24 protein-coding genes are annotated in these 22,173 nt (G+C 57.3%); 13 read left to right on the top strand and 11 right to left on the bottom strand.

The features are described from left to right. Positions 1-22 precede the first annotated feature (22 nt). Both dnaN and dnaA read right to left on the bottom strand, forming a co-directional pair. Positions 23-1,123, bottom strand: a complete 1,101-nt coding sequence (gene dnaN / locus FJW00_RS10435; protein ID WP_009088289.1) for a DNA polymerase III subunit beta — start codon at positions 1,121-1,123, stop codon at positions 23-25. 4 nt (positions 1,124-1,127) lie between these two features. Then, positions 1,128-2,543 (bottom strand): chromosomal replication initiator protein DnaA, encoded by a 1,416-nt coding sequence (gene dnaA, locus FJW00_RS10430; RefSeq protein WP_009088291.1) that lies wholly within the window; start codon positions 2,541-2,543, stop codon positions 1,128-1,130. Positions 2,544-3,140: 597 nt separating this feature from the next. Between dnaA and rpmH the strand changes: the two genes are divergently transcribed. From rpmH to FJW00_RS10395, 6 genes are all read left to right on the top strand, one after another. Next, positions 3,141-3,281, top strand: a complete 141-nt coding sequence (gene rpmH / locus FJW00_RS10420; RefSeq protein ID WP_003849659.1) for a 50S ribosomal protein L34 — start codon at positions 3,141-3,143, stop codon at positions 3,279-3,281. 14 nt (positions 3,282-3,295) lie between these two features. Then, positions 3,296-3,655 carry a ribonuclease P protein component gene (gene rnpA, locus FJW00_RS10415; RefSeq protein WP_008926396.1) on the top strand — a complete coding sequence of 120 codons (360 nt, stop codon included), beginning with the start codon at positions 3,296-3,298 and terminating at the stop codon, positions 3,653-3,655. Further along, positions 3,619-3,876: a membrane protein insertion efficiency factor YidD gene (yidD, locus tag FJW00_RS10410; RefSeq protein WP_008926397.1), complete on the top strand. Its 258-nt coding sequence runs from the start codon at positions 3,619-3,621 to the stop codon at positions 3,874-3,876. Before rnpA ends, yidD begins: the two co-directional genes overlap by 37 nt. Before the next feature lie 2 nt (positions 3,877-3,878). After that, positions 3,879-5,525, top strand: a complete 1,647-nt coding sequence (yidC, locus tag FJW00_RS10405) for a membrane protein insertase YidC (protein ID WP_046100913.1) — start codon at positions 3,879-3,881, stop codon at positions 5,523-5,525. Positions 5,526-5,616: 91 nt separating this feature from the next. Next, complete coding sequence (gene mnmE / locus FJW00_RS10400; protein ID WP_009088296.1) at positions 5,617-6,981, top strand: tRNA uridine-5-carboxymethylaminomethyl(34) synthesis GTPase MnmE; 1,365 nt, start codon at positions 5,617-5,619, stop codon at positions 6,979-6,981. A gap of 250 nt (positions 6,982-7,231) precedes the next feature. Then, positions 7,232-7,822: a malonic semialdehyde reductase gene (locus FJW00_RS10395; protein ID WP_046100914.1), complete on the top strand. Its 591-nt coding sequence runs from the start codon at positions 7,232-7,234 to the stop codon at positions 7,820-7,822. Positions 7,823-7,901: 79 nt separating this feature from the next. Here FJW00_RS10395 and FJW00_RS10390 read toward each other — a convergent pair whose 3' ends face one another. Together FJW00_RS10390 and FJW00_RS10385 are read right to left on the bottom strand one after the other, a co-directional pair. After that, complete coding sequence (locus tag FJW00_RS10390; protein WP_140923980.1) at positions 7,902-8,369, bottom strand: helix-turn-helix domain-containing protein; 468 nt, start codon at positions 8,367-8,369, stop codon at positions 7,902-7,904. Between the two features lie 144 nt (positions 8,370-8,513). Then, complete coding sequence (locus FJW00_RS10385; protein ID WP_140923978.1) at positions 8,514-8,882, bottom strand: nuclear transport factor 2 family protein; 369 nt, start codon at positions 8,880-8,882, stop codon at positions 8,514-8,516. A 200-nt stretch (positions 8,883-9,082) separates the two neighbouring features. On the opposite strand from FJW00_RS10385, the gene FJW00_RS10380 reads away from it, so the two are divergent. Further along, positions 9,083-9,832, top strand: coding sequence for a 4'-phosphopantetheinyl transferase family protein (locus tag FJW00_RS10380; protein ID WP_046100915.1), 750 nt, complete (start codon positions 9,083-9,085; stop codon positions 9,830-9,832). A 41-nt stretch (positions 9,833-9,873) separates the two neighbouring features. Here the strand turns inward: FJW00_RS10380 and FJW00_RS10375 are convergent, their stop codons facing one another. Then, positions 9,874-11,187: an NCS2 family permease gene (locus FJW00_RS10375; protein WP_140923976.1), complete on the bottom strand. Its 1,314-nt coding sequence runs from the start codon at positions 11,185-11,187 to the stop codon at positions 9,874-9,876. 152 nt (positions 11,188-11,339) lie between these two features. Between FJW00_RS10375 and yieH the strand changes: the two genes are divergently transcribed. Next, a complete protein-coding gene (yieH, locus tag FJW00_RS10365; protein WP_009088307.1) occupies positions 11,340-11,999 on the top strand; it encodes a 6-phosphogluconate phosphatase in 660 nt (219 codons plus the stop codon). A gap of 8 nt (positions 12,000-12,007) precedes the next feature. After that, positions 12,008-12,940 carry a GlxA family transcriptional regulator gene (locus FJW00_RS10360; protein ID WP_140923974.1) on the top strand — a complete coding sequence of 311 codons (933 nt, stop codon included), beginning with the start codon at positions 12,008-12,010 and terminating at the stop codon, positions 12,938-12,940. Here FJW00_RS10360 and FJW00_RS10355 read toward each other — a convergent pair. Beyond that, a complete protein-coding gene (locus FJW00_RS10355) occupies positions 12,925-13,920 on the bottom strand; it encodes an acyltransferase (protein ID WP_009088311.1) in 996 nt (331 codons plus the stop codon). The two genes, FJW00_RS10360 and FJW00_RS10355, sit on opposite strands and share 16 nt — an antisense overlap. A 220-nt stretch (positions 13,921-14,140) precedes the next feature. On the opposite strand from FJW00_RS10355, the gene glyQ reads away from it, so the two are divergent. Both glyQ and glyS read left to right on the top strand, forming a co-directional pair. Beyond that, positions 14,141-15,052, top strand: a complete 912-nt coding sequence (gene glyQ / locus FJW00_RS10350) for a glycine--tRNA ligase subunit alpha (protein WP_003849680.1) — start codon at positions 14,141-14,143, stop codon at positions 15,050-15,052. A gap of 9 nt (positions 15,053-15,061) precedes the next feature. Further along, positions 15,062-17,131 carry a glycine--tRNA ligase subunit beta gene (gene glyS / locus FJW00_RS10345; protein ID WP_009088313.1) on the top strand — a complete coding sequence of 690 codons (2,070 nt, stop codon included), beginning with the start codon at positions 15,062-15,064 and terminating at the stop codon, positions 17,129-17,131. Positions 17,132-17,778: 647 nt separating this feature from the next. Here the strand turns inward: glyS and FJW00_RS10340 are convergent. Next, the gene (locus FJW00_RS10340) at positions 17,779-17,988 is read right to left on the bottom strand and encodes a SymE family type I addiction module toxin (protein ID WP_072215482.1); all 210 of its coding nucleotides are present in this window, start codon (positions 17,986-17,988) and stop codon (positions 17,779-17,781) included. 368 nt (positions 17,989-18,356) lie between these two features. Between FJW00_RS10340 and FJW00_RS10335 the strand changes: the two genes are divergently transcribed. After that, a complete protein-coding gene (locus tag FJW00_RS10335; protein WP_009088317.1) occupies positions 18,357-18,641 on the top strand; it encodes a DNA-damage-inducible protein J in 285 nt (94 codons plus the stop codon). Further along, positions 18,638-18,937, top strand: coding sequence for a type II toxin-antitoxin system RelE/ParE family toxin (locus FJW00_RS10330; protein WP_009088318.1), 300 nt, complete (start codon positions 18,638-18,640; stop codon positions 18,935-18,937). The genes FJW00_RS10335 and FJW00_RS10330 overlap by 4 nt, the downstream gene beginning before the upstream one ends. A gap of 136 nt (positions 18,938-19,073) precedes the next feature. On the opposite strand, the gene FJW00_RS10325 is transcribed toward FJW00_RS10330, so the two are convergent. Genes FJW00_RS10325 through fdxH form a run of 4 tightly spaced genes read right to left on the bottom strand, consistent with a single transcriptional unit; the run spans position 19,074 to position 22,170 of the window. Beyond that, complete coding sequence (locus tag FJW00_RS10325; RefSeq protein WP_058957167.1) at positions 19,074-19,685, bottom strand: glutathione S-transferase; 612 nt, start codon at positions 19,683-19,685, stop codon at positions 19,074-19,076. A gap of 21 nt (positions 19,686-19,706) precedes the next feature. Then, the gene (gene fdhE, locus FJW00_RS10320; RefSeq protein WP_009088322.1) at positions 19,707-20,630 is read right to left on the bottom strand and encodes a formate dehydrogenase accessory protein FdhE; all 924 of its coding nucleotides are present in this window, start codon (positions 20,628-20,630) and stop codon (positions 19,707-19,709) included. Further along, positions 20,630-21,271, bottom strand: a complete 642-nt coding sequence (fdoI, locus tag FJW00_RS10315; RefSeq protein ID WP_111209058.1) for a formate dehydrogenase cytochrome b556 subunit — start codon at positions 21,269-21,271, stop codon at positions 20,630-20,632. Before fdoI ends, fdhE begins: the two co-directional genes overlap by 1 nt. Further along, positions 21,271-22,170 (bottom strand): formate dehydrogenase subunit beta, encoded by a 900-nt coding sequence (gene fdxH / locus FJW00_RS10310; RefSeq protein ID WP_111209063.1) that lies wholly within the window; start codon positions 22,168-22,170, stop codon positions 21,271-21,273. Before fdxH ends, fdoI begins: the two co-directional genes overlap by 1 nt. Between the last annotated feature and the right edge of the window lie 3 nt (positions 22,171-22,173).

The following is a 22,173-nucleotide window of genomic DNA, read 5'->3' as shown; positions in this document are numbered from 1 at the left end:
AAGCCAGGCCGATATGTAACACCTACAAGCGCATGGGCATGACGACATAGGCCGCAGCAGGACTCGCCACATCCTCAATCTGCACGCTCGACACCGAATCGGTCAGCAGCAGACGCACGTTCTCACACTTCAGCGCGTTCAGCACATCCAGCACGTAACTGACGTTAAAGCCAATCTCCAGTTCGGTGCCGTTATAGCTGACATCCAGCATCTCTTCCGCCTCTTCCTGTTCAGGGTTATTGGCAGTGATCTTCAGCTGGTTTTCGGTGATATAGAGGCGCACCCCGCGGAACTTCTCGTTGGAGAGGATAGCCGCACGGGCAAACGCCTGTTTGAGCAGGTCACAGCCCGCTTCCAGCACTTTGTCGGGATTCTTCGGCAACACGCGGCGATAATCGGGGAAACGACCATCAACCAGCTTAGAGGTGAAGATGTAGTCGCCGACGTGTGCACGAATATTACTGCCGCCAATCTGCACCTGCAGCGGGGTCTCGCCGCCATCCAGCAGACGCAGCAGCTCAATCACGCCTTTGCGCGGCACAATCACCGAATGACTCGGCAGCGCCTGGCCAACCGGCATTGAGCAGACGGCCAGACGGTGACCGTCCGTCGCCACGGTGCGCAGTTCTTCCCCTTCGGTTTCAAACATCATGCCGTTGAGGTAGTAACGCACATCCTGATGCGCCATGGAGAACTGAGTCGCTTCGATCAGCCGCTTCATCGTCGCCTGCGGCAGGGTGAATTCGACTTCACTCTGCCAGTCGTCAAGATTCGGGAAGTCACTGGCGGGCAGGGTGGACAGCGAAAAACGGCTGCGTCCTGAGCGCACCAGCATGCGATCGCCTTCCAGCGCCAGCGTGATCTCTGCGCCATCCGGTAAGCCACGACAGATATCGAGGAATTTACGCGCCGGAACGGTGGTCGCGCCAGGCTCATGCGCCTGCGTCAGCGCCACGCGTGCCACCATCTCCATTTCCAGATCGGTACCGGTCAGCAGCAGCGAACCTTCTGTTACCTGCAGCAGCAGGTTTCCAAGGATTGGCAGCGTTGGACGCCCGCCCAGCGGGCCACTTACTTGTTGCAGCGGCTTCAGCAGCTGCTCACGTTCAACAATAAATTTCATAGCGTCACGAAGATAATGTTCTGATGAGATTAGAGAAATCTTCTTTGATATCGTGGCTCTCTTCACGCAGCTGCTCAATCTTGCGGCAGGCATGAAGCACCGTTGTATGGTCGCGTCCCCCAAAAGCGTCGCCGATTTCCGGCAGGCTATGGTTCGTCAACTCTTTCGCCATCGCCATCGCCATCTGGCGCGGACGTGCAACCGAACGCGAACGGCGCTTGGAAAGCAGATCGGCGACCTTGATTTTGTAGTACTCAGCCACGGTCTTCTGAATATTATCGATGGTGACCAGCTTTTCCTGCAGCGCCAGCAGATCGCGCAGCGCTTCACGCACGAAGTCGATCGTAATCGCCCGGCCGGTAAAGTTGGCGTTGGCGATCACGCGGTTCAGTGCGCCTTCCAGCTCACGCACATTGGATCGTAAACGCTTGGCAATAAAGAAGGCGACTTCACCCGGCAGGCGGATGTCATTCTCATCCGCTTTTTTCATCAGGATCGCCACCCGCGTTTCCAGCTCAGGCGGCTCGATCGCCACCGTTAACCCCCAGCCGAAACGGGATTTAAGACGATCTTCCACCCCGTTGATCTCTTTGGGGTAACGATCCGAGGTGAGGATGATCTGCTGATTGCCTTCTAATAAGGCATTAAAGGTGTGGAAGAACTCTTCCTGCGATCGCTCTTTATTGGCAAAGAACTGAATGTCATCGATCAGCAGGGCATCTACTGAACGGTAATAGCGTTTGAACTCTTCGATCGCATTGTTCTGCAGGGCCTTAACCATGTCCTGCACAAAACGCTCGGAGTGCATGTAAACCACTTTTGCATTGGGTTTACGGGCAATGATGCCGTTACCTACCGCATGCAGCAGGTGCGTTTTACCCAGACCGGTGCCGCCATACAGAAACAGCGGGTTATACGCGCCGCCGGGATTATCCGCCACCTGACGTGCCGCCGCGCGCGCCAGCTGGTTGGATTTACCCTCGACGAAGTTGTCGAAGTTATGACGGTTATTCACATTCGAGCGGTAGGTCACGTCGGCCGGTGCCGGCACATTGTCCCAGCTGGGACGCACGATCTGCGTCGGTGCCGGACGAACATGGCTCTGCACGGGCATTACCGGTGCGCTGACGCTGGCCATAACCGGCTGGCTGACCGCTGCCGCCTGCTGCTGAACCGGGCGCGTGCCGACTTCAAAACGCAGCGCGGGCACATTCGGGCCACAGAATTCATTCAGCAGCGCATTGATACTATTGAGGTATTTATCCCGGACCCAGTCGAGTACGAAGCGATTTGGAGCATACAAGGCAAGCGTATTGTCGTTTAACTCAGCCTGCAGTGGACGGATCCACATGCTGAATTCGGTGGCAGGAAGCTCATCCTGCAAACGGGCAAGACACTGTTGCCAAAGCGTAAGTGACACGGCGGACTCCACTCGTACAAATTCGATAAGAATAGTAGGCGTTACTCTAAGAAACGTTCATTTTTTGACACAGACGAAAGAAAGCGCCTGCGACCGCTATCAGCGGTTTTCCAGCCTGCAATCAGCGGAGGATCGTCAGCGGAAGGGCGGATCATAGCGCAAAGCGAGACAGAGATCTTCCCTTTCTACACAGTTTTGATCCTTTTTATCCACAGGCCTGAGGCGCGCAAAGAAGTTTACGCCAGTTGCCGGAAAAACCCGCAGGGATCTGGCGAAAAGCGTCAGAATTTCGGACGATGTCTCGTTTTATCCCCACGATCCCGCCTCCCGATCGTAATAAGATCCCGTACGATCCTTGCGCTTTAGAGCGGAGCCCGTATAATTCCCCACCCGACATTGCGCCCCAAAGCAAAATGTCGGAACTCAGCGGGCTGTATGCGGGTTTTCAGGTACCGTGCCACGCGAAGTAAATTGACTCGGGACTGTACAATTATTACAATCCCGCCTCTTTATTAAAGACACATTGAGGCGTCGGTCGATTTACTGGCCCGAAACGCGTCACCCAGTGAAAATTTTCAAGTTTAGGTAGAAACCGCCATGAAACGCACTTTTCAACCGTCCGTACTGAAGCGCAACCGTTCACACGGTTTCCGTGCTCGTATGGCAACAAAAAATGGTCGTCAGGTTCTGGCACGTCGTCGTGCTAAAGGCCGTTCTCGTCTGACCGTTTCTAAGTAATAAAGCTAGCCCTGATGGGTAAGCTCGCATTTCCCAGGGAGTTACGCTTGTTAACTCCCACTCATTTCACTTTCGTCTTCCAGCAGCCACAACGGGCTGGCACGCCGCAAATCACTATTCTCGGCCGCCTTAACGCGCTGGGGCATCCCCGCATCGGTCTTACCGTCGCTAAAAAACATGTGAAACGCGCCCACGAACGCAACCGGATCAAGCGATTGACCCGCGAAAGCTTTCGTCTGCGTCAACATGAACTGCCGTCGATGGACTTCGTGGTGGTCGCGAAGAAGGGGGTTGCCGATCTGGATAACCGTATGCTGGCGGAAGCGTTGGAGAAATTATGGCGTCGTCACTGTCGCCTGGCGCGCGGCTCCTGATCGTCCTGATACGCGTCTATCAACGCGGTATCAGTCCATTACTGGGACCACACTGTCGGTTTCACCCGACCTGCTCTCATTACGGAATTGAGGCGTTACGCAGGTTCGGCCTGATAAAAGGCAGTTGGTTGACATTAAAACGCGTATTAAAATGCCACCCCTTGAACCCGGGTGGTGACGATCCTGTGCCGCCAAAAACCTTTGATACCAGAGAACATTAACGATGGATTCGCAACGCAATCTCTTTCTCATCGCTTTTCTGTTCGTGACCTTTATGATCTGGCAAGCCTGGCAGACGGACCACGCTCCGCAGCCACAGCAGACGCAGACCACACAGGGCACCAACAGCGTAGCGGGTGATACCGCCAGTCAGGGTGTACCGGCCAGCGGTCAGGGCCAGACGATCACCGTTAAGACTGATGTCCTGTCATTAAATATCAACACCCGCGGCGGTGATGTAGAACAGGCACAGCTGCTGACTTTCCCGGACAAACTGGGTTCTGACCAGCCGTTCCAGCTGCTTGAAACGACGCCAGCCTTCCTTTATCAGGCGCAGAGTGGTTTAACCGGCCGTAATGGTCCGGATAACCCCAACAACGGTGCGCGTCCGCTGTTCACCACGGCACAGGATCACTTCGAGCTGGCTGATGGCCAGGCTGAACTGCGTGTGCCGATGACCTATACCGCTGAAAATGGCGTGGTTTACACCAAAACCTTCATCTTCAAGCGTGGCGAATATGCCGTTAATGTCGACTATCATGTCAACAACACCACCCAGCAGCCGCTGGAAGTGTCGCTGTTTGGCCAGCTGAAGCAGACTATCGATCTGCCTAAGCATCGTGATACCGGCAGCAACAACTTTGCACTGCACACCTTCCGTGGCGCGGCGTACTCCACCAGCGAGTCGAAATATGAGAAGTACAAATTCGACACCATCGCGGATAACGAGAACCTGAACACCACCACCAGCAATGGCTGGGTGGCGATGCTGCAGCAGTACTTTGCAACCGCATGGGTTCCGCGTACCGAAGGCACCAACACCCTTTACACCAGCAACCTGGGTAACGGCGTGGCGGCGATTGGCTATAAATCTGCACCGGTGACCATCGCGGCAGGCGCACAGCAGAATCTGGGCGCAACCCTGTGGGTCGGCCCGGAAATTCAGGACAAGATGGCTGCTATTGCGCCGCATCTTGATCTGACCGTGGATTACGGCTGGTTGTGGTTTATCTCTCAGCCGCTGTTCAAGCTGCTGAAATTTATCCACAGCTTCATCGGTAACTGGGGCTTCTCCATTATCGTGATCACCTTCATCGTGCGCGGCATCATGTACCCGCTGACCAAAGCGCAGTACACCTCGATGGCGAAGATGCGCATGCTGCAGCCGAAAATTCAGGCGATGCGTGAGCGTCTGGGTGATGACAAGCAGAAGCAGAGCCAGGAAATGATGGCGCTGTATAAAGCAGAGAAAGTGAATCCGCTGGGTGGCTGTCTGCCGCTGGTGATTCAGATGCCTATCTTCCTGGCGCTCTACTACATGCTGTCAGGCTCGGTTGAACTGCGTCATGCGCCATTCATTCTGTGGATCCATGACCTGTCTGCGCAGGACCCGTACTACATCCTGCCGATTCTGATGGGCATCACCATGTTCTTCATTCAGAAGATGTCACCGACCACCGTGACCGATCCGATGCAACAGAAGATCATGACGTACATGCCGGTGATCTTCACCGTCTTCTTCCTGTGGTTCCCGTCAGGTCTGGTGCTGTACTACATCGTCAGCAACCTGGTCACCATTCTCCAGCAGCAGCTGATTTATCGCGGCCTGGAAAAACGTGGTCTGCATAGCCGCGACAAGAAGAAAGCGTAAGCGATCCAGCGCGGGAGCCATCCCGCCCTATATAGTCTATTCTCAGGCGGTCAAAGTGACCGCCTGTGTTTTTTGTAGCGAGAGAAAATTTATGAGCCACAGCGATACCATTGTTGCCCAGGCAACACCGCCCGGACGCGGCGGCGTCGGCATTCTGCGCGTCTCTGGCGCACAGGCGGCAGAGGTCGCCCGCCAGCTGCTGGGCAAACTGCCTAAGCCGCGCTACGCCGATTATCTGCCGTTTACCGACAGCGACGGTAGCGTGCTGGATCAGGGTATCGCGCTGTGGTTCCCTGGCCCCCACTCCTTTACCGGCGAAGATGTGCTGGAGCTGCAGGGCCACGGTGGCCCGGTGATCCTCGACCTGCTGCTGAAGCGCATCGTGGCCCTGCCAGGCGTGCGGATTGCTCAGCCGGGTGAGTTTTCCGAACGGGCGTTCCTGAATGACAAGCTCGATCTGGCGCAGGCCGAAGCGATTGCCGATCTGATTGATGCCAGCTCCGAACAGGCCGCTCGTTCTGCCGTTAACTCGCTGCAGGGCGCTTTCTCGGCCCGTATTCATCATCTTGTGGAAGCACTCACGCATCTGCGCATCTACGTCGAAGCCGCGATCGACTTCCCGGATGAGGAGATCGATTTCCTCTCAGACGGCAGAATTGAAGCGCAGCTGAATACGGTGGTCAGTGACCTGGATGCCGTCCGTGCCGAAGCGCGTCAGGGCAGCCTGCTGCGTGAAGGGATGAAGGTGGTGATTGCAGGCCGGCCAAATGCCGGTAAATCGAGCCTGCTGAATGCGCTGGCGGGCCGTGAAGCCGCCATCGTGACCGACATTGCGGGCACCACCCGCGACGTGCTGCGCGAGCATATTCATATTGATGGCATGCCGCTGCACATCATCGACACCGCCGGTCTGCGTGAGGCCAGCGACGAAGTGGAGCGCATCGGGATTGAGCGGGCCTGGCAGGAGATTGAACAGGCGGATCGCGTGCTGTTTATGGTGGACGCCACCACCACCGATGCCACCGAAGCGGCGGCCATCTGGCCCGATTTCGTTTCGCGTCTGCCGCCACAACTGCCGATCACGGTCGTGCGTAATAAAGCGGATGTGACCGGTGAGTCTCCCGGTCTGACGGACGTCAATGGTCACTCACTGATTCGTCTGTCGGCACGCACCAGCGAGGGCGTCGATGCGCTGCGGGATCACCTGAAGCAGAGCATGGGCTTCTCCGGCAATATGGAAGGGGGCTTCCTGGCGCGTCGCCGTCATCTGCAGGCGCTGGAGTTAGCGGCAACCCACCTGCAGCAGGGCAAAGCACAGCTGCTCGGCGCCTGGGCGGGCGAGCTGCTGGCTGAAGAGCTGCGCCTTGCTCAGCAGGCGTTAAGCGAGATCACCGGCGAGTTCACCTCTGACGATCTGCTGGGACGCATCTTCTCCAGCTTCTGTATCGGTAAATAATCCCTCTGGCCTGGCGGCGTAGGCTGTCAGGCTGGCTTTCCCGCCGTGCGCGTTCCTCCGTTATTCCCCTCTCTGCAGTGATTCTTGCCGATATGTTATTTTGCGGCGGCACGCCATTATCGTATAACGGTAGAGGCGCCGATCTGATGTGCCGCCGTGAGCGATCCCGCTCCCGCCGCGTCAGGCCGCAAGCCAACCCTATACGTGAAGCTATTCGGGCGAACCTTTTCGCCTGCTACAGGAGAGTTGCATGAGTACACCGCTCGATAAGACCGCTCTGGACACGCTGTTTAACGACGCCCGCACCCACAGTTACTGGCAGGATAAGCCGGTCGATAATGCCCTGCTGGAACAGCTCTATACCTTGACGGCTCTGGGGCCAACGTCGGCAAACTGCTCGCCTGCGCGTTTTGTTTTTGTGACCTCGGCGGAGGGGAAAGAGAAGCTGAAACCGGCCCTCTCTTCCGGCAACCTGGACAAAACCATGAGCGCACCGGTCACGGTGATTGTGGCGTGGGATCGTGAGTTCTATGAGCAGCTGCCCGCCCTGTTCCCGCATGCTGATGCGCGCAGCTGGTTTACCGGCAGCCCGGAAGCGGCAAAAGAGACGGCTTTCCGTAACAGCAGCCTGCAGGCGGGTTACCTGATTCTGGCGGCCCGTTCGCTGGGGCTGGATGCCGGTCCGATGTCCGGTTTTGATCCGGCGAAAGTGAACGACGCCTTCTTCCCGGACGGTCAGTATCAGGTCAACCTGCTGATCAACCTTGGCTATGGTGAGGCATCAAAACTGCATCCGCGCCTGCCGCGTCTGAGCTTTGAGCAGGCGAGCCGTTTCGCCTGATGCTACCCGCGTCGCGATTCGCATCGCGACGCGCATGAACCGCACAGCCCATCATCAGAGACTCCCCCCTGTGAATGCCTCAGCGGCGCAGTATCTTCTGCAGGCGCTTTTGCTGCCAGCGGTTCGCCAGCCCATGAAAAACAAAAGTCCGCATCGCGCGGATGATCAGTAAGGCCCCCCAGATAATCGCCACCCAGCGTGCCCAGTGATTGCCAGGCGCCGTCACGTCGTTAAGCGCGAAAAGCAGTACGCAGACGACCACCGCGGTGATCAGGGAGCGATAAAAGCGTGCTTCCTCCGCGATCCTGCTGCGCGCATCAACAATCCGCTGATCCAGCGCCGGATTCTCGCCATTCTGCGGATCGGTCAGATCACTAACGCTGACCTCAAAGACCGCAGCCAGCGCACTCAGCGTCTCCAGACCCGGCCGCTCGCCATTTTCAATCCGCTGTACAGTACGGGTGCTTAATCCGGCCAGCTCTGCCAGCTGCTCCTGTGACCAGGCGCGGGCCAGGCGCAGTGCTTTAAATCGGTTGATGCTGCTCATTCGCGTTCTCCGTTGAATCGACAGGAAGAAAAGTGTGCGACAGAAAGCCCGGCAGCAACACGATCCGGACCCGACAGCATCATGACACCCGCACGACAGCGGTGTCACCGTGTGTAAAACTCTTTCCGGGAACGGATGATGAGGTCAGGGTTCACGCATCAAATCCGGTTCCGATGCAGGTGTTCCCTGATGAAAAACCATACGCCAGGTTTGCCCCTCACGCACCCAGTGTGAGGCACGCAGTGCGGCCCTTTGACCGTCAGCATCCCAACTCCGGTAGTGCAGTATCAGACTCACCTCGCTTGTTCGCACCAGCTGAAAGCCACTGCTGAGCATGACGGGCTGTGGCTCTTCTTTTATCAGTGCTTCAATGGTTTGCGCCCGGGTGATAAAACTTCCTGAACGGGTTATCTCACAAAATTCAGGATGGAGTATCTGTTCAAGCCATGGCCGCTCGCGGCGCTGAGAACCGTGCAGGCTACGCTCTCGCTTCACCATCTCGTCCAGCAACATAGTTCATCCTCTTCTTACTCCGCATCCAGAGTTCGCAACAGTAATTTCTTTTAACTGTGATAATACTGTCCGCTTTGCCCCCGTGAATCCGTTCGTCCTATTCCGAATTTAGCCCAATCCGTGCGTTGCCGGGTGCATTAGGTTAAGAAAATTCTTACAATGCCTCTGATGATTATCTGACCATTTTCACGGAGCGACAGATGGCTGGTCATTTTGTACGCTGGACGGGTGACCCCGGTTTCCCGGCCAGTGAGATGCACATTCCCCAGGCAATCCGTGACACGGCACAGCAGTTTGCTGATAAACGCCGTGGACGCTTCCTTGCCGCGCGTATCCTGCTGGCACAGCTGATGCAGCGGATTTATGGCATCAACGAGCTGCCGCGCTTAACCATTCAGGATAACGGACGGCCCGCCTTTGCCGACCGCGATCTGCCCGATTTCAGCATCGCCTATGCGGGTAATACCGTAGGGGTGCTGCTGGCCGAAGAGGGCGGACGTGCCGGTCTGGATATGGAGATCGTGCATGCGCGGAGCCGTCAGACGCAGGAGCAGCTGATTCAGGGGCTGACCTCCGGCGAAATCGCCTGGATCAATGCCCAGCAGGATGCGATGGAAGCGGTGACCCAGATCTGGACGCTGCGCCAGAGCATTCTCAAGCTGACGGGAGAGGGCGATCGGGGGCTGGATTCGCTGCGCCTGCTGCCGGGTGCGGGGCGGCTGCGGTCGTCGCTCTATCCCGATATTCAGGTGGTCTGCGATGCAGAGCCTGTGCTGGTCTGGTCGTGTGCGCTCTCATCCGCGACTCAGCGGCTCTATCTGTGGGAGATGGATAACGCCTTTCAGTGGCGCGCATTACGGGAAATGGAGATGGGCAAGCCCAATATCGGGCCGCATGCGCTGCGGCTGACCAGCCTGCCCAGCGAGCGCAATCTGCATCCTGAGATGTGACAACGCCGCAACCGGTGTGTTGCGGCGCTCAGTCACTGCGCTCAGTGCGCGTCGATAAAGACAATCTTCAGTACGAACAGCAGGGCAACAATCACCACGCAGGGGCTGATTTCACGCCAGCGCCCGGTGCCCAGCTTCATCACGCAGTACGCGATAAACCCCAGCGCAATGCCTTCGGTGATAGAAAAGCTGAACGGCATCATGGCGGCGGTGACAAATGCCGGAACGGCTTCGGTTAAGTCATCCCAGCGCACGCGCGACAGGCTGGCCGTCATCAGCACACCCACGTAAATCAGCGCGCCCGCCGCGGCGTAGGCCGGCACCATGGCCGCCAGCGGTGACAGGAACGTCACCAGCAGGAACAGCAGGCCGGTGACGACCGCCATCAGGCCGGTACGGCCACCAATCGCCACCCCGGAGGAGCTCTCAATATAGGCGGTCACCGAGGAGGTGCCCGCCAGCGCGCCACTCACTGAACTGATGCTGTCGACATACAGCGCCTGCTGCATGCGCGGGAAGGTGCCGGTTTCATCGGTCAGGCCCGCTTTATCGGTGACGCCAATCAGCGTGCCGGAGGAGTCGAACAGATTGACCAGCATAAAGGAGAAGATCACCCCGGCCATGCCGATGTTGAATGCACCTTTGATATCGACCTGACCGACCACCGACGTTACCGACGGTGGCGCGGAGAAGAGGCCGACAAACTTCACATCGCCCAGCATCCAGCCGATAGCCGTGGTGATCACCATGGAGATCAGCACCGCCGCGTGGATATTACGCGACGCCAGAATGGCGATAATAAAGAAGCCCAGCGCGCCCAGCAGCACGCTGTGCGAGGTCAGGTTGCCTACGGCCACCAGGGTATCGGGATTAGGCACGATAATGCCCGCATTCTTCAGCCCCATCATGGCGATAAACAGGCCGATACCGGCGGTAATGCCGACGCGCAGGCTGAGCGGGATATTGGCAATCATCCAGTAGCGGACCCGCAGCAGCGTCAGGATCAGCAGGCCGACCGCACCCCAGAAAATGGCGCCCATGCCGACCTGCCAGGAATACCCCATCGCCCCGACCACCACAAAAGCGAAAAAGGCGTTCAGTCCCATAGCGGGTGCCAGCGCTACCGGCAGATTGGCAAACAGGCCCATCAGAATGCTGCCGAAGGCGGCAATCAGACAGGTGGTGACAAACACCGCCTGCGTATCCATGCCCGCGACGCCCAGGATCTGCGGATTGACGAAGACGATATAGACCATCGTCAGAAAGGTGGTGATACCCGCGATCACTTCGGTACGCACCGTGGTGCCATGTTCCTGCAGCCTGAAAATGCGCTGCAAAACGCCTTGCTTGCTCATGCCATCCATCCAGAAGAAAAAATCATCGGCGCGTATCCTGGCGATTTTACCGGGGCAATACAATGATTTTTCGCAACCGATTGCCAGTCTCGCAATCTGTACGGAGTGCGGTAAAGTGAGGAACCCACACCTGAATCGAAGGATAGAATCTGATGTCAGTAGAATGCGTCTTTTTTGATTGCGATGGCACGCTGGTGGACAGTGAACTGCTCTGCACCCAGGCCTACGTGAATACCTTTGCCCGCTATGGCCTGACGCTGTCGCTGCAGGAGATGTTTGAAAAGTATAAGGGCGTCAAACTTTACGACATCATTCGTGATGTGGGTGAGGCGCATCAGGTGTCGCTGCCGATGGAGGAGGTCGAAACCGCCTACCGCGCGGAAGTGGCGCGACTGTTCGACCAGCAGCTGCAGCCGATCGCCGGTGCGAAAGCGCTGGTGGAGCAGATCAGGGTGCCGATGTGCGTGGTCTCAAACGGAACGGTAAAGAAGATGCAGCACTCGCTGGGATTAACCGGCATGCTGCCGCTGTTTGCTGAGCACCTCTACAGTGGCTATGACATTCTGCACTGGAAGCCCGATCCGGAACTGATGTACCACGCGGCGGAGCAGATGCAGGTGCCGATTGAGCGCTGCATTCTGGTGGATGACTCCGAAGCGGGCGCCCGCGCCGGGATCGCCGCCGGGATTCCGGTCTACTACTACTGCGCAGACGCGCATAACCCGGAACTGGATCATCCGCTGGTGACGCGCTTCGATGACATGGCGCAGCTGCCTGCGCTGTGGCGCGCCCGTGGCTGGGATCTGGTGTAGCGCGGCCTATGAGTCACACCGTCTGGTTTTTAACCCTGCCTGGCGTCATGGTGCTGGATCTGACCGGTCCGGCCGAGACGCTGAAACTGGCGGGCGATCATTTTACGCTGCGCTACATTGGGCCGCAGCCGGAGGTTGTCTGCTCCACCGGCATGACCATTGGCGGCATCGAACCGCTGCCGGAACAGCTTCCCGCCGACAGTCTGCTGGTGGTGCCGGGCGTCTATGACTCCCGGCACTGCTTCGCCACGCCGCAGGCCGCCGAGGCGCGCCAGTGGCTGACCCGGCAGCAGGCTGCGCTGCGCGCGCAGACCTGTATGCTGGTCTGCGTCTGCTCAGGTGCCCTGCTGGCCGCGCAGGCGGGGCTGCTGGATGAGGTTGAATGCACGACGCATCATGATGTGATTGCCCGTCTGAAAGCGGCCGCCCCGCGTGCACGGGTCAAAGAGAACCGTGTCTTTGTCGGGCACGGGAACATCTGGACCAGCGCGGGCATCACGGCGGGTATCGACCTGGCGCTGCATCTGATTAATCAGCTCTGCGACACGCCCACGGCGCTGGCGGTGGCGCGCGAAATGGTGGTCTGGTTTCGGCGCGCCGGTGATGATCCGCAGCTCTCGCCGTGGCTGCGTTACCGCAACCATCTCCATCCCGCCATTCACCGGGCTCAGGATCTGATGATTGCCCATCCTGAGCATGGCTGGACGCTGACCGAACTGGCCGGACGCACGCACGTCAGCAGTCGCCATCTGGCGCGGCTCTTTCGTCAGCATCTGGGGATCAGCGTGCGTGAGTACCACGAACAGCTGCGGGTGGGCGTGGCGCGTCAGCGGCAACAGCAGGGAGAGTCCGCCGAGAAAGCGGCGCTCGCGGCAGGATTTTCATCGGCGCGCCAGCTACGACGCGCCCGTCAGCGCGAAGCCGATCAGCTGACAAAGTGACGGGTGTCGACGCGTTTCAGTGCCATGCCCAGCAGCAGGCTGCCGCCCAGCGTCAGCCCGAACACCCAGGGCAGGTCGAGCCACGGGCGTGACATGTCATCGTAGTGATGCGTGCGCAGATAGTGGATAAACAGCGCGTGAAAGCCGTAGATCGGCAGTGAATAGCGCGCAATCAGCGAAAAACCGGGCAGGGTGCGCTGGTTGAGACAGTTTTTAAACACCACCAGCAGGCTGATCGCGGCGATAAACACCAGCGGTCCGCAGTAGAGATACCAGGTATCGTTAAACGCGCCATTAACGATCAGCGCCTTTTTGGTGCCGAGGGTAATGCCCGCCACACAGGCGATAAACAGCCCGGCGGCGAGCGGTGTCAGGCCGCGCCGGGTGGTCTCCATCGAACCGATAGCCCGCCCCAGCAGCGCATAGAGCAGATAGTAGATACTGTCGCCACTGACATAGAGATTCACTGGTAGAAAATGAAAGGGGCCCAGCGACTGGCTGACCGTATTCGGGTTGGCCAGCACCGCCAGCACCAGCACCAGCAGCGCCACATAGCGCGCCTGCACCGTTTTCACCTGAATCAGCGGCGACAGCAGATAGATACCGATCAGCGCAAAGAAGAACCAGAGGTGATAAAACACCGGCTTCTGCAGCATCTTCAGGATCGATCGCCCTTCGCTGATGGGGGTCAGCCAGGTGATATAGGCGAGTGATACGGCGCTGTAGAACAGCAGGCAGAGAACCAGCCGGAGCATATGGCGCGGCTGGGCGCTGCGCTCACCGAAAAAGAGGTAGCCGGAGATCATAAAGAATAGCGGAACGCAGACGCGTGAGGCCGAGTTCAGCAGATTAGCGGCATCCCAGGCGACCCCCTTTACCGCCATCGGCCCGGTGATGTACCAGGTGGTGGTGTGAATGACGATCACCATCAGGCAGGCAACCGCGCGTAAATTATCGATCCAGTAAATCTTCTGCGGCATAGCGTCCTCTTGCGCATAGCGTCCGTGCGGGAAAGGGTAGCCAAATGCGACCAGTGCAACAACTGCCGCCAGCAGGATTCAGACCCCTCTGTACACCAGCGTGCTGAATCCCCCTTAAACGGGCCGCTATCGTCCGGGATTTACGGCTGCACATCGCGCGGTCAAAGGGTATACTGTCGGCCTCTTTTTTTAATCCAACCGAAGCGCGTGCACACTTAACATGCAAAAGTTTGATACCAAGACCTTTCAGGGGCTGATCCTGACCTTGCAGGATTACTGGGCGCGTCAGGGCTGCACCATTGTTCAACCGCTGGACATGGAAGTGGGCGCTGGCACTTCACACCCGATGACCTGCCTGCGCGCACTGGGCCCGGAGCCGATTGCCGCCGCCTACGTGCAGCCATCACGCCGTCCTACCGATGGCCGCTACGGTGAAAACCCGAACCGTTTACAGCACTACTACCAGTTCCAGGTAATCATCAAACCCTCACCGGATAACATTCAGGAGCTCTACCTTGGCTCACTGAAAGAGCTGGGTATGGACCCGACGGTGCATGACATTCGCTTCGTCGAAGATAACTGGGAAAACCCGACGCTGGGTGCCTGGGGACTCGGCTGGGAAGTGTGGCTCAACGGCATGGAAGTGACGCAGTTCACCTACTTCCAGCAGGTTGGCGGCCTGGAGTGTAAGCCGGTGACCGGCGAGATCACCTACGGCCTGGAACGTCTGGCGATGTATATCCAGGGCGTCGACAGCGTTTACGATCTGGTGTGGAGCGACGGTCCGCTGGGCAAAACCACCTACGGCGACGTGTTCCATCAGAACGAAGTGGAGCAATCCACCTATAACTTCGAATACGCCGACGTCGACTTCCTCTTTACCTGCTTTGAGCAGTATGAGAAAGAGGCGCAGCATCTGCTGGCGCTGGAAAAACCGCTGCCACTGCCCGCCTACGAACGCATTCTGAAAGCGGCGCACAGCTTTAACCTGCTGGATGCCCGCAAAGCGATTTCGGTCACGGAGCGTCAGCGCTATATCCTGCGCATCCGTACTCTGACCAAAGCCGTGGCTGAAGCTTACTACGCCTCTCGCGAGGCGATGGGCTTCCCGATGTGCAATAACAAAAAGTAAGAGGCAGCCATGACTGAACAAACCTTCCTGGTGGAGATCGGCACCGAAGAGCTGCCACCAAAAGCCCTGCGCAGCCTGGCGGAAGCCTTTGCTGCGCAGGTTACCGCGGAACTGGATGCCGCGAACCTGAGCCACGGCGAGGTCAGCTGGTTTGCTGCACCGCGTCGCCTGGCGCTGAAAGTGGCGAACCTGAGCGCCGCACAACCCGATCGGGAAGTGGAGAAGCGCGGACCGGCCGTCGCTGCGGCGTTTGACGCAGACGGCAACGCCACCAAAGCGGCCGAAGGCTGGGCGCGCGGCAACGGCATCACCGTCGATCAGGCCGAGCGTCTCGCTACTGACAAAGGCGAATGGCTGGTTTATCGCGCCCAGGTGAAAGGCGAAGCGGCTCAGACGCTGCTGCCAGCAATGATTGCTAACGCGCTCGGCAAACTGCCGGTGCCAAAACTGATGCGCTGGGGCGACAGCGATGTGCAGTTTGTCCGTCCGGTACACACCGTGACGATGCTGCTGGGCGATGAGCTGATCCCTGGCACCATTCTGGGCATTGAGTCAGGACGTCACATCCGCGGCCACCGCTTCATGGGCGAAAACGACATCATCCTTGAGAGCGCCGATCAGTATCCTGACGCGCTGGAAAAGCGTGGCAAAGTGATCGCCGATTATCAGACCCGTAAGGCGATGATCAAAGCGGATGCTGAAGCGGCCGCGCGCCGTTTAGGCGGCAATGCCGATATCAGCGACAGCCTGCTGGAAGAGGTCACGTCGCTGGTGGAGTGGCCAGTGGTGCTGACTGCCACCTTTGAAGAGAAATTCCTCAAGGTGCCCGCCGAAGCGCTGGTTTACACCATGAAGGGCGATCAGAAATATTTCCCGGTGTATGACAACGACGGCAATCTGCTGCCGAACTTCATTTTCGTTACTAACATCGAATCCAGCGATCCGCGCCAGATTATCGCGGGCAACGAAAAAGTGGTGCGTCCACGCCTGGCCGATGCGGAGTTCTTCTTTAATACCGACCGTAAAAAGCGTCTGGAAGATCACCTGCCGCGTCTGGAAACCGTGCTGTTCCAGAAAGAGCTGGGCACGCTGCGCGATAAAACCGATCGCATTCAGGCGCTGGCGGGCTGGATCGCCGGCCAGATCGGCGCCGATGTGAACCACGCCACTCGTGCCGGCCTGCTGTCGAAGTGCGACCTGATGACCAACATGGTCTTTGAGTTCACCGACACCCAGGGCGTGATGGGCATGCACTACGCGCGTCACGACGGCGAAGCCGAAGATGTGGCGGTCGCGCTGAATGAGCAGTATCAGCCGCGCTTTGCCGGTGACGATCTGCCGTCCAGCCCGGTCGCCTGTGCGCTGGCGATTGCCGATAAGATGGATACCCTGGCCGGTATTTTCGGCATTGGTCAGCATCCGAAAGGCGACAAAGATCCGTTCGCGCTGCGTCGTGCGGCGCTGGGCGTGCTGCGTATCATCGTTGAGAAGAACCTGCCGCTGGATCTGCAGACCCTGACGGAAGAAGCGGTGCGTCTGTATGGCAGCAAGCTGAGCAACGCCCGCGTGGTGGATGATGTGATCGACTTTATGCTGGGTCGCTTCCGCGCCTGGTATCAGGAAGAGGGTCACAGCATCGATACGCTGCAGGCGGTACTGGCGCGTCGTCCGACCCGTCCGGCTGACTTTGATGCACGTATGAAAGCCGTGTCGCACTTCCGTACGCTGGAGGCGGCGTCAGCACTGGCAGCGGCAAACAAACGCGTCTCAAATATTCTGGCAAAAGCGACTGAACCGCTGAATGAGAGCGTGCAGGCGTCGCTGCTGAAAGAGAATGAAGAGATCCAACTGGCGACTTTTGTCACCGCGCTGAGCAGCAAGCTGCAACCTTACTTCGCGGAAGGCCGTTATCAGGATGCGCTGGTCGAACTGGCACAGCTGCGTACCGCGGTCGATAACTTCTTCGATAAAGTGATGGTGAACGCCGACGATCAGGCGGTGCGAATCAATCGCCTGACGCTGCTGTCAAAACTGCGCGAGCTGTTCCTGCAGGTGGCGGATATCTCGCTGCTGCAGTAATCCTCTCTGGTTGAGGCAAAAAGGGACGAGCAATCGTCCCTTTTTTATTTTTTTTCTGGTCTGCATCCTGAATCCGGCGGTCAGCGTGACCGTTTCAGCGGCCGCTTTTTTATGCTTAGGCTCTCGGGGGCGTGGCGTCTGGCTGAACGTGGGAATAGCGGCAGGTGGCGTAGTGCTTACTGATGGGCTGATGTCAGCGCTATTGTTGGGGCGGCATCAGGAGTTTGGGCTGGAGGATAGTCCGGAGAGTTAACTCCTTTCTCTGGAGAAGTTAATAACCTGTTTGGTGGCATCAGAGGAGAAATTATAAGTAATAAGTTTGAGGATAAAGTTAATGGAAAAATAAAAAAGCACCGGACAGACCCACTTTTACTGTTATCCTGTTAAGCACGATTTATTATGGATTTTGTTCTTTTCGTTTGTTTTCTTGATTAATAACGTAGTCATGAAGTTAATTACATCCGGAGACATTGATTTATCCAACAGGTCATTAAGCTATCTGTCTATTGTGAGTCTGATTATTGGCATAGCGTTGGCATCAGGAATAGGGCTCTTTGCCACGATAGAAGAACGCAAAGCCCGCAAATCTCCCCCATCATATCCACAATAATCCCGGCCCAATTGAGCCGGTATTCTTTACCTGCCAATCACTCCTCAGCCAGGCGAATAATCAGCTGCCCCTGCCCGACAATGATGCTGACCGGATGGCCTATAATAAATCCCCACTGTTCGAGCCATCGTCCTTTAATAGTCAGTTGAGGTAATGGATTCGGTCTGCCGCCATTGGGACGATATCCGACGATGCTTTTGCGTGCTTGGGGTACAGCGGGTTCTGACGTAGAATCTGTTCCAGCCATAATTAACTCCAGTTCAGTTAGTTGTGGTCAGCGGGCTGTTGGTGTTCCACCACCTTCAACCCGCGCTAAAAATCTCTCGTTATTATCTTCCTTTATAGTTTTCTCCTGTTCAAATATACACCGCCTGCTTTGTAAACGCGCTGAAAGCCAGGTAATAGATTGCGAGGCGTCTCTGCGAAACGGATTGTTTCTCCGTTTACCATTTCGTTTGCATCCTCTTCCTCATATCCTCTTTAGCACCCGTAATCGGTTATTTAGTTCTATTAGCGTGGCGATTTCCGGCATCGCTTAAGCGTGAGATGAAGGTGACAGAGAAAAGGATGACAGGCATGATGACACCACAAATGACACCACGCGAGAGGCAGCTTATGAGTACTATCCACTTCAGGATTGATGACGACGTTAAACGACTTGCCATGCAGGCAGCCGAGCGACAGAAGAAGACGCTGACAGAGGTTATGCGTCAGCGAGTGGAAGAGCTGGCTGCTGAAGAGCGGCAATATCAGGATGGCCAACATGATGCATGGCTGGAACAGCAAATCACGGCGGCGTTCAGCCGTTATGATGCCGGTGAAAATGAGTTCATCAGTAACGATGAAATGAATGCCCGCATGGAAGAGCTGAAAGCGCAGGCCGCGCGGGGAACATTGTGATATCAGGCGTTCAATGGGAAAAACAGGCGCAGGCTGACAGGGAGACGATATTTCGTTATCTGTATCGTGAGGCTGGCCTGCTGGTAGCCAGTGCAACAGACGATAAGTTTACCCGTATGGCCAGTCTGCTTAGCGAGAACCCGCGGGCCGGAATAAAAGTCGGCACAGAAAAACAATATAAACTGGTGGTGCCGCGCTTTCCGTTCATCATTATCTATGTTGCCGAAACAGAGGGAGTTCGCATCCTGAGGATACTTCACACATCCCGGAAAATAACAGGCCGCTATCAGCGATAGTCAGCCAGTTCATCCTGCGTCAGATTGTCAGGCCTGAGGACGTCGTCAGACAGAACGGCACGCTTCGGAGCTGGATTAGACCATTAGCCCCCCAACCGCACCTTTTGATTTTGTCACCTGCCCTCTACAGCACCCATCACGCCGCAGGCGGCGTTGTCATTGCAAAGCTCTCACGCTGAAACAGCGTTTCCGCCAGCTTCACCAGTGCCGGACGCTCAACACACCAGTTAGGCACCACGCGGCGGAAATTGAGATAGCCAATCATACAGCCGGTGGCGATATCCGCCAGATTGAGCTGACCGTTGTTGAGCCATTTTCCCTCTGCGGCCTTCGCTTCCAGCATGTCGAGGCTGCGCTGAATCTTTTCCCGATTGCGTACCAGCACCTCCTCTGACTGCAAATCCCCCGGCCGCAGCTGCTCGCGCACGATCACCAGCGCGGCATCGCAGATGCCATCCGCCAGCTTCTCCAGCTGACGGATGTTAAGCGACGCAAGCGGATCAGCAGGCAGCAGGGCAGGCTCTGCCCCGCGCAGTTCCAGAAATTCCGCGATGATGCTGGAGTCGAACCAGATTTGCTTATCGTCAGCGACCAGCGCCGGGACTTTGCCCAGCGGATTGTAGTGCGGTACGTGGCTGTCATCGCTGTAGGGCGAGGCGTTGACGAATTCAAACGTAATGCCTTTTTCCAGCATGATAATCGAAATCTTACGCACAAACGGGCTGGTATAGCTGCCAATCAGTTTCATCGGGTTCTCCGGATTCATCGCCTATTCGCCAGGAAACATAAAGGGGTTGAGACTGCTGCGAGCAAAACCTTCCTGCTCCATCCGGGCATCCAGTATCAGCGATGCCAGATCGTCGGCCACCGGTTCGATGGCCGGATCTTTCTCCTGATAGAGCATCTTCAGGTAGGTGCCACAGTCGCCGCAGCTCTCTGCCTTCACCGCCGCCAGCTCGCTGTTGAGCGACCAGTAGTGCAGATCGCGGGACTGCTCGCACTGGGTACACTTACTGCGTACCACATGCCATTCACTTTCGCACAGATTACAGTGCAGGTAACGCGCGCCTTCATCACTGCCCATATGGACCACGCTGGCGACCGGCATACTGGCGCACACCGGACAGAACTGCCGCTGATCGCCCATCTCCGCCCGCGCTTTGCCCGGGATCAGGGCCGCCATCTGCGCCCAGTAGAGCGAGAGCGCCGCCCAGATAAAGGGCGCTCTGTCGCTGCTGACCTGCGCATAATCGCCGGTAAACAGCGCACTGGCCAGCGTCTCCAGCTCGGTGGCGGAGGCTTTTTCCAGATTCTCCAGCACCGCCAGCGCCTGACCGCTCATCTCCGGCTTCAGTTCGGCAATCAGTGAGTGCAGCAGCCGCTGCCAGTGCGGATCGCGCGGCAGGGTGTGGATGTTCAGCGGCGGCTTACCCTCGCTGGCGCTCTGCGTCAGTCGGGCATGCAGATCGATATGCAGCGGGTGGTCATACAGCACAATCTCCTGCGCTTCGGCGATCGTTGCCGCAAAGCGCAGATAGTCGCCGAGTGGATTTTTCGCCGCCAGGTCGCGCAGTCGCGCAGCACGACGGCTGTATAAATTTTTCAGCCGTGGAAAAAGTAACGGCGGAATCCTCTCCGCCGTCTTCTTTTCGCCTTTCTCCAGCTGATCTTGCGGGATTATGCGAATACTCATCAGGGGCGTTTATCCTGTTTTTCTGGCAGTTTACGCTGCTCACGAAACCAGCGGGGATGGTGATGTCTGGCCCAGTCGGCGCTGACCCAGCCCTCAACCATCGCGGTCAGTGTGCCTTTGACCCACAGTGCAGCATAAACATGCACCATGATGACGATGATCAGTACCACTGCTGACACCGAATGCACCACCAGTGCCAGACGAATCAGCGGAATGGCGAAGGCATCAGCAAAGTAAGGTCGCCAGATCACAATGCCGCTGGCAAGCAGCAGGACTAAGCTGATGATAGCAGCCCAGAACACACACTTCTGACCAAAGTTATATTTACCGGTATCACCCACCTCTTCATTGCGTGCAATCCGGTGAATATTTCTGGCCCAGCAGAGGTCATCACGATTGATCAGGTTCTCTTTCCAGTAGCGCAAAAACATCAGCATAAAAGCGGCAAACATCACCACACCGGTGAAAGGATGCAGAATACGCGCCAGTTGTGGCGTGCCGAATATCTGCATCAGCCAGTTGAAGGAGGGAAAGAAAAAACCCAGACCGCTTAAGGCCGTGATGACAAAGCAGATTGCGACGATCCAGTGATTAATGCGTTCCGGTGCGCGGTAGCGCACCAGACGATCGGGCTTGTTCATTATTTATCCTCCCTTTGCTGATCGTCGTCACTGTCGTGTGCGTCGGTGACGCGATTCGGACCGACGCCGACATAGTGGAAAATTGATGCGGCGAACGTGGCGGCAAAACCCACCGCCGCCAGCGGTTTCCAGATCCCCTTCCAGAAGGTCACGGTCGGGCTGATGCCCGGATTCGCCGGCAGGCCGTGATAGCGCTGGGGCTTGTCAGCATGATGCAGCACATACATCACATGGGTGCCGCCCACGCCTTCCGGGTTGTAGAGACCCGCCTGCGCAAAGCCGCGTGACTTCAGCTCTGTTACGCGCTCCTCCGCCAGCGTCAGCATGTCGCTTTTGCTGCCGAAATGAATGGCACCGGTCGGACAGGTCTTCACACAGGCGGGTTCCTGGCCGACGCTGACGCGGTCCACGCACAGGGTGCATTTATAGGCGCGGTTATCCTCTTTATTGATGCGGGGCACGTTGAAGGGACAGCCCGCGATGCAGTAGCCGCAGCCAATGCACTGCTCAGACTGAAAATCGACGATGCCGTTAGCGTACTGGATGATGGCGCCTGCTGACGGACAGGCCTTCAGGCAGCCGGGATCGGCGCAGTGCATGCAGCCATCTTTGCGGATCAGCCAGGCGAGCCTGCCGTTCTCTTCCACTTCTGAAAAGCGCATCACTGTCCAGGATTTGGCGCTCAGATCGGTGGGGTTGTCATAGACCCCGATGTTGTGACCGACCTCATCGCGGATGTCGTTCCATTCGGAGCAGGCAACCTGGCAGCCTTTGCAGCCAATACAGGTGGTGACGTCAATAAGCTTCGCCACTTCGCGCTGGTGATCGCGCGCCTGCGGCGGCGGGGTAAAGCCACTGGTCGCAGAGCGACGGATAATATCTTGTGATTGATAAGCCATGGT

Origin of the sequence: Pantoea anthophila (genome assembly GCF_006494375.1) — a bacterium.
Classification (GTDB): domain Bacteria; phylum Pseudomonadota; class Gammaproteobacteria; order Enterobacterales; family Enterobacteriaceae; genus Pantoea; species Pantoea anthophila.
This window is presented reverse-complemented; position numbering and strand designations above follow the sequence as displayed.

Coding starts and splice junctions, on each gene's coding strand:
- FJW00_RS10325 (WP_058957167.1), bottom strand. CDS start 19,685: ATGAAACTGATTGGCAGCTATACCAGCCCGTTTGTGCGTAAGATTTCG.
- yidC (WP_046100913.1), top strand. CDS start 3,879: ATGGATTCGCAACGCAATCTCTTTCTCATCGCTTTTCTGTTCGTGACC.
- FJW00_RS10375 (WP_140923976.1), bottom strand. CDS start 11,187: ATGAGCAAGCAAGGCGTTTTGCAGCGCATTTTCAGGCTGCAGGAACAT.
- fdxH (WP_111209063.1), bottom strand. CDS start 22,170: ATGGCTTATCAATCACAAGATATTATCCGTCGCTCTGCGACCAGTGGC.
- fdoI (WP_111209058.1), bottom strand. CDS start 21,271: ATGAACAAGCCCGATCGTCTGGTGCGCTACCGCGCACCGGAACGCATT.
- FJW00_RS10340 (WP_072215482.1), bottom strand. CDS start 17,988: ATGGCTGGAACAGATTCTACGTCAGAACCCGCTGTACCCCAAGCACGC.
- fdhE (WP_009088322.1), bottom strand. CDS start 20,630: ATGAGTATTCGCATAATCCCGCAAGATCAGCTGGAGAAAGGCGAAAAG.
- FJW00_RS10335 (WP_009088317.1), top strand. CDS start 18,357: ATGAGTACTATCCACTTCAGGATTGATGACGACGTTAAACGACTTGCC.
- FJW00_RS10390 (WP_140923980.1), bottom strand. CDS start 8,369: ATGAGCAGCATCAACCGATTTAAAGCACTGCGCCTGGCCCGCGCCTGG.
- rnpA (WP_008926396.1), top strand. CDS start 3,296: ATGGGTAAGCTCGCATTTCCCAGGGAGTTACGCTTGTTAACTCCCACT.
- dnaN (WP_009088289.1), bottom strand. CDS start 1,123: ATGAAATTTATTGTTGAACGTGAGCAGCTGCTGAAGCCGCTGCAACAA.
- yidD (WP_008926397.1), top strand. CDS start 3,619: ATGGCGTCGTCACTGTCGCCTGGCGCGCGGCTCCTGATCGTCCTGATA.
- FJW00_RS10380 (WP_046100915.1), top strand. CDS start 9,083: ATGGCTGGTCATTTTGTACGCTGGACGGGTGACCCCGGTTTCCCGGCC.
- FJW00_RS10360 (WP_140923974.1), top strand. CDS start 12,008: ATGAGTCACACCGTCTGGTTTTTAACCCTGCCTGGCGTCATGGTGCTG.
- glyQ (WP_003849680.1), top strand. CDS start 14,141: ATGCAAAAGTTTGATACCAAGACCTTTCAGGGGCTGATCCTGACCTTG.
- glyS (WP_009088313.1), top strand. CDS start 15,062: ATGACTGAACAAACCTTCCTGGTGGAGATCGGCACCGAAGAGCTGCCA.
- mnmE (WP_009088296.1), top strand. CDS start 5,617: ATGAGCCACAGCGATACCATTGTTGCCCAGGCAACACCGCCCGGACGC.
- FJW00_RS10355 (WP_009088311.1), bottom strand. CDS start 13,920: ATGCCGCAGAAGATTTACTGGATCGATAATTTACGCGCGGTTGCCTGC.
- FJW00_RS10385 (WP_140923978.1), bottom strand. CDS start 8,882: ATGTTGCTGGACGAGATGGTGAAGCGAGAGCGTAGCCTGCACGGTTCT.
- yieH (WP_009088307.1), top strand. CDS start 11,340: ATGTCAGTAGAATGCGTCTTTTTTGATTGCGATGGCACGCTGGTGGAC.
- FJW00_RS10395 (WP_046100914.1), top strand. CDS start 7,232: ATGAGTACACCGCTCGATAAGACCGCTCTGGACACGCTGTTTAACGAC.
- rpmH (WP_003849659.1), top strand. CDS start 3,141: ATGAAACGCACTTTTCAACCGTCCGTACTGAAGCGCAACCGTTCACAC.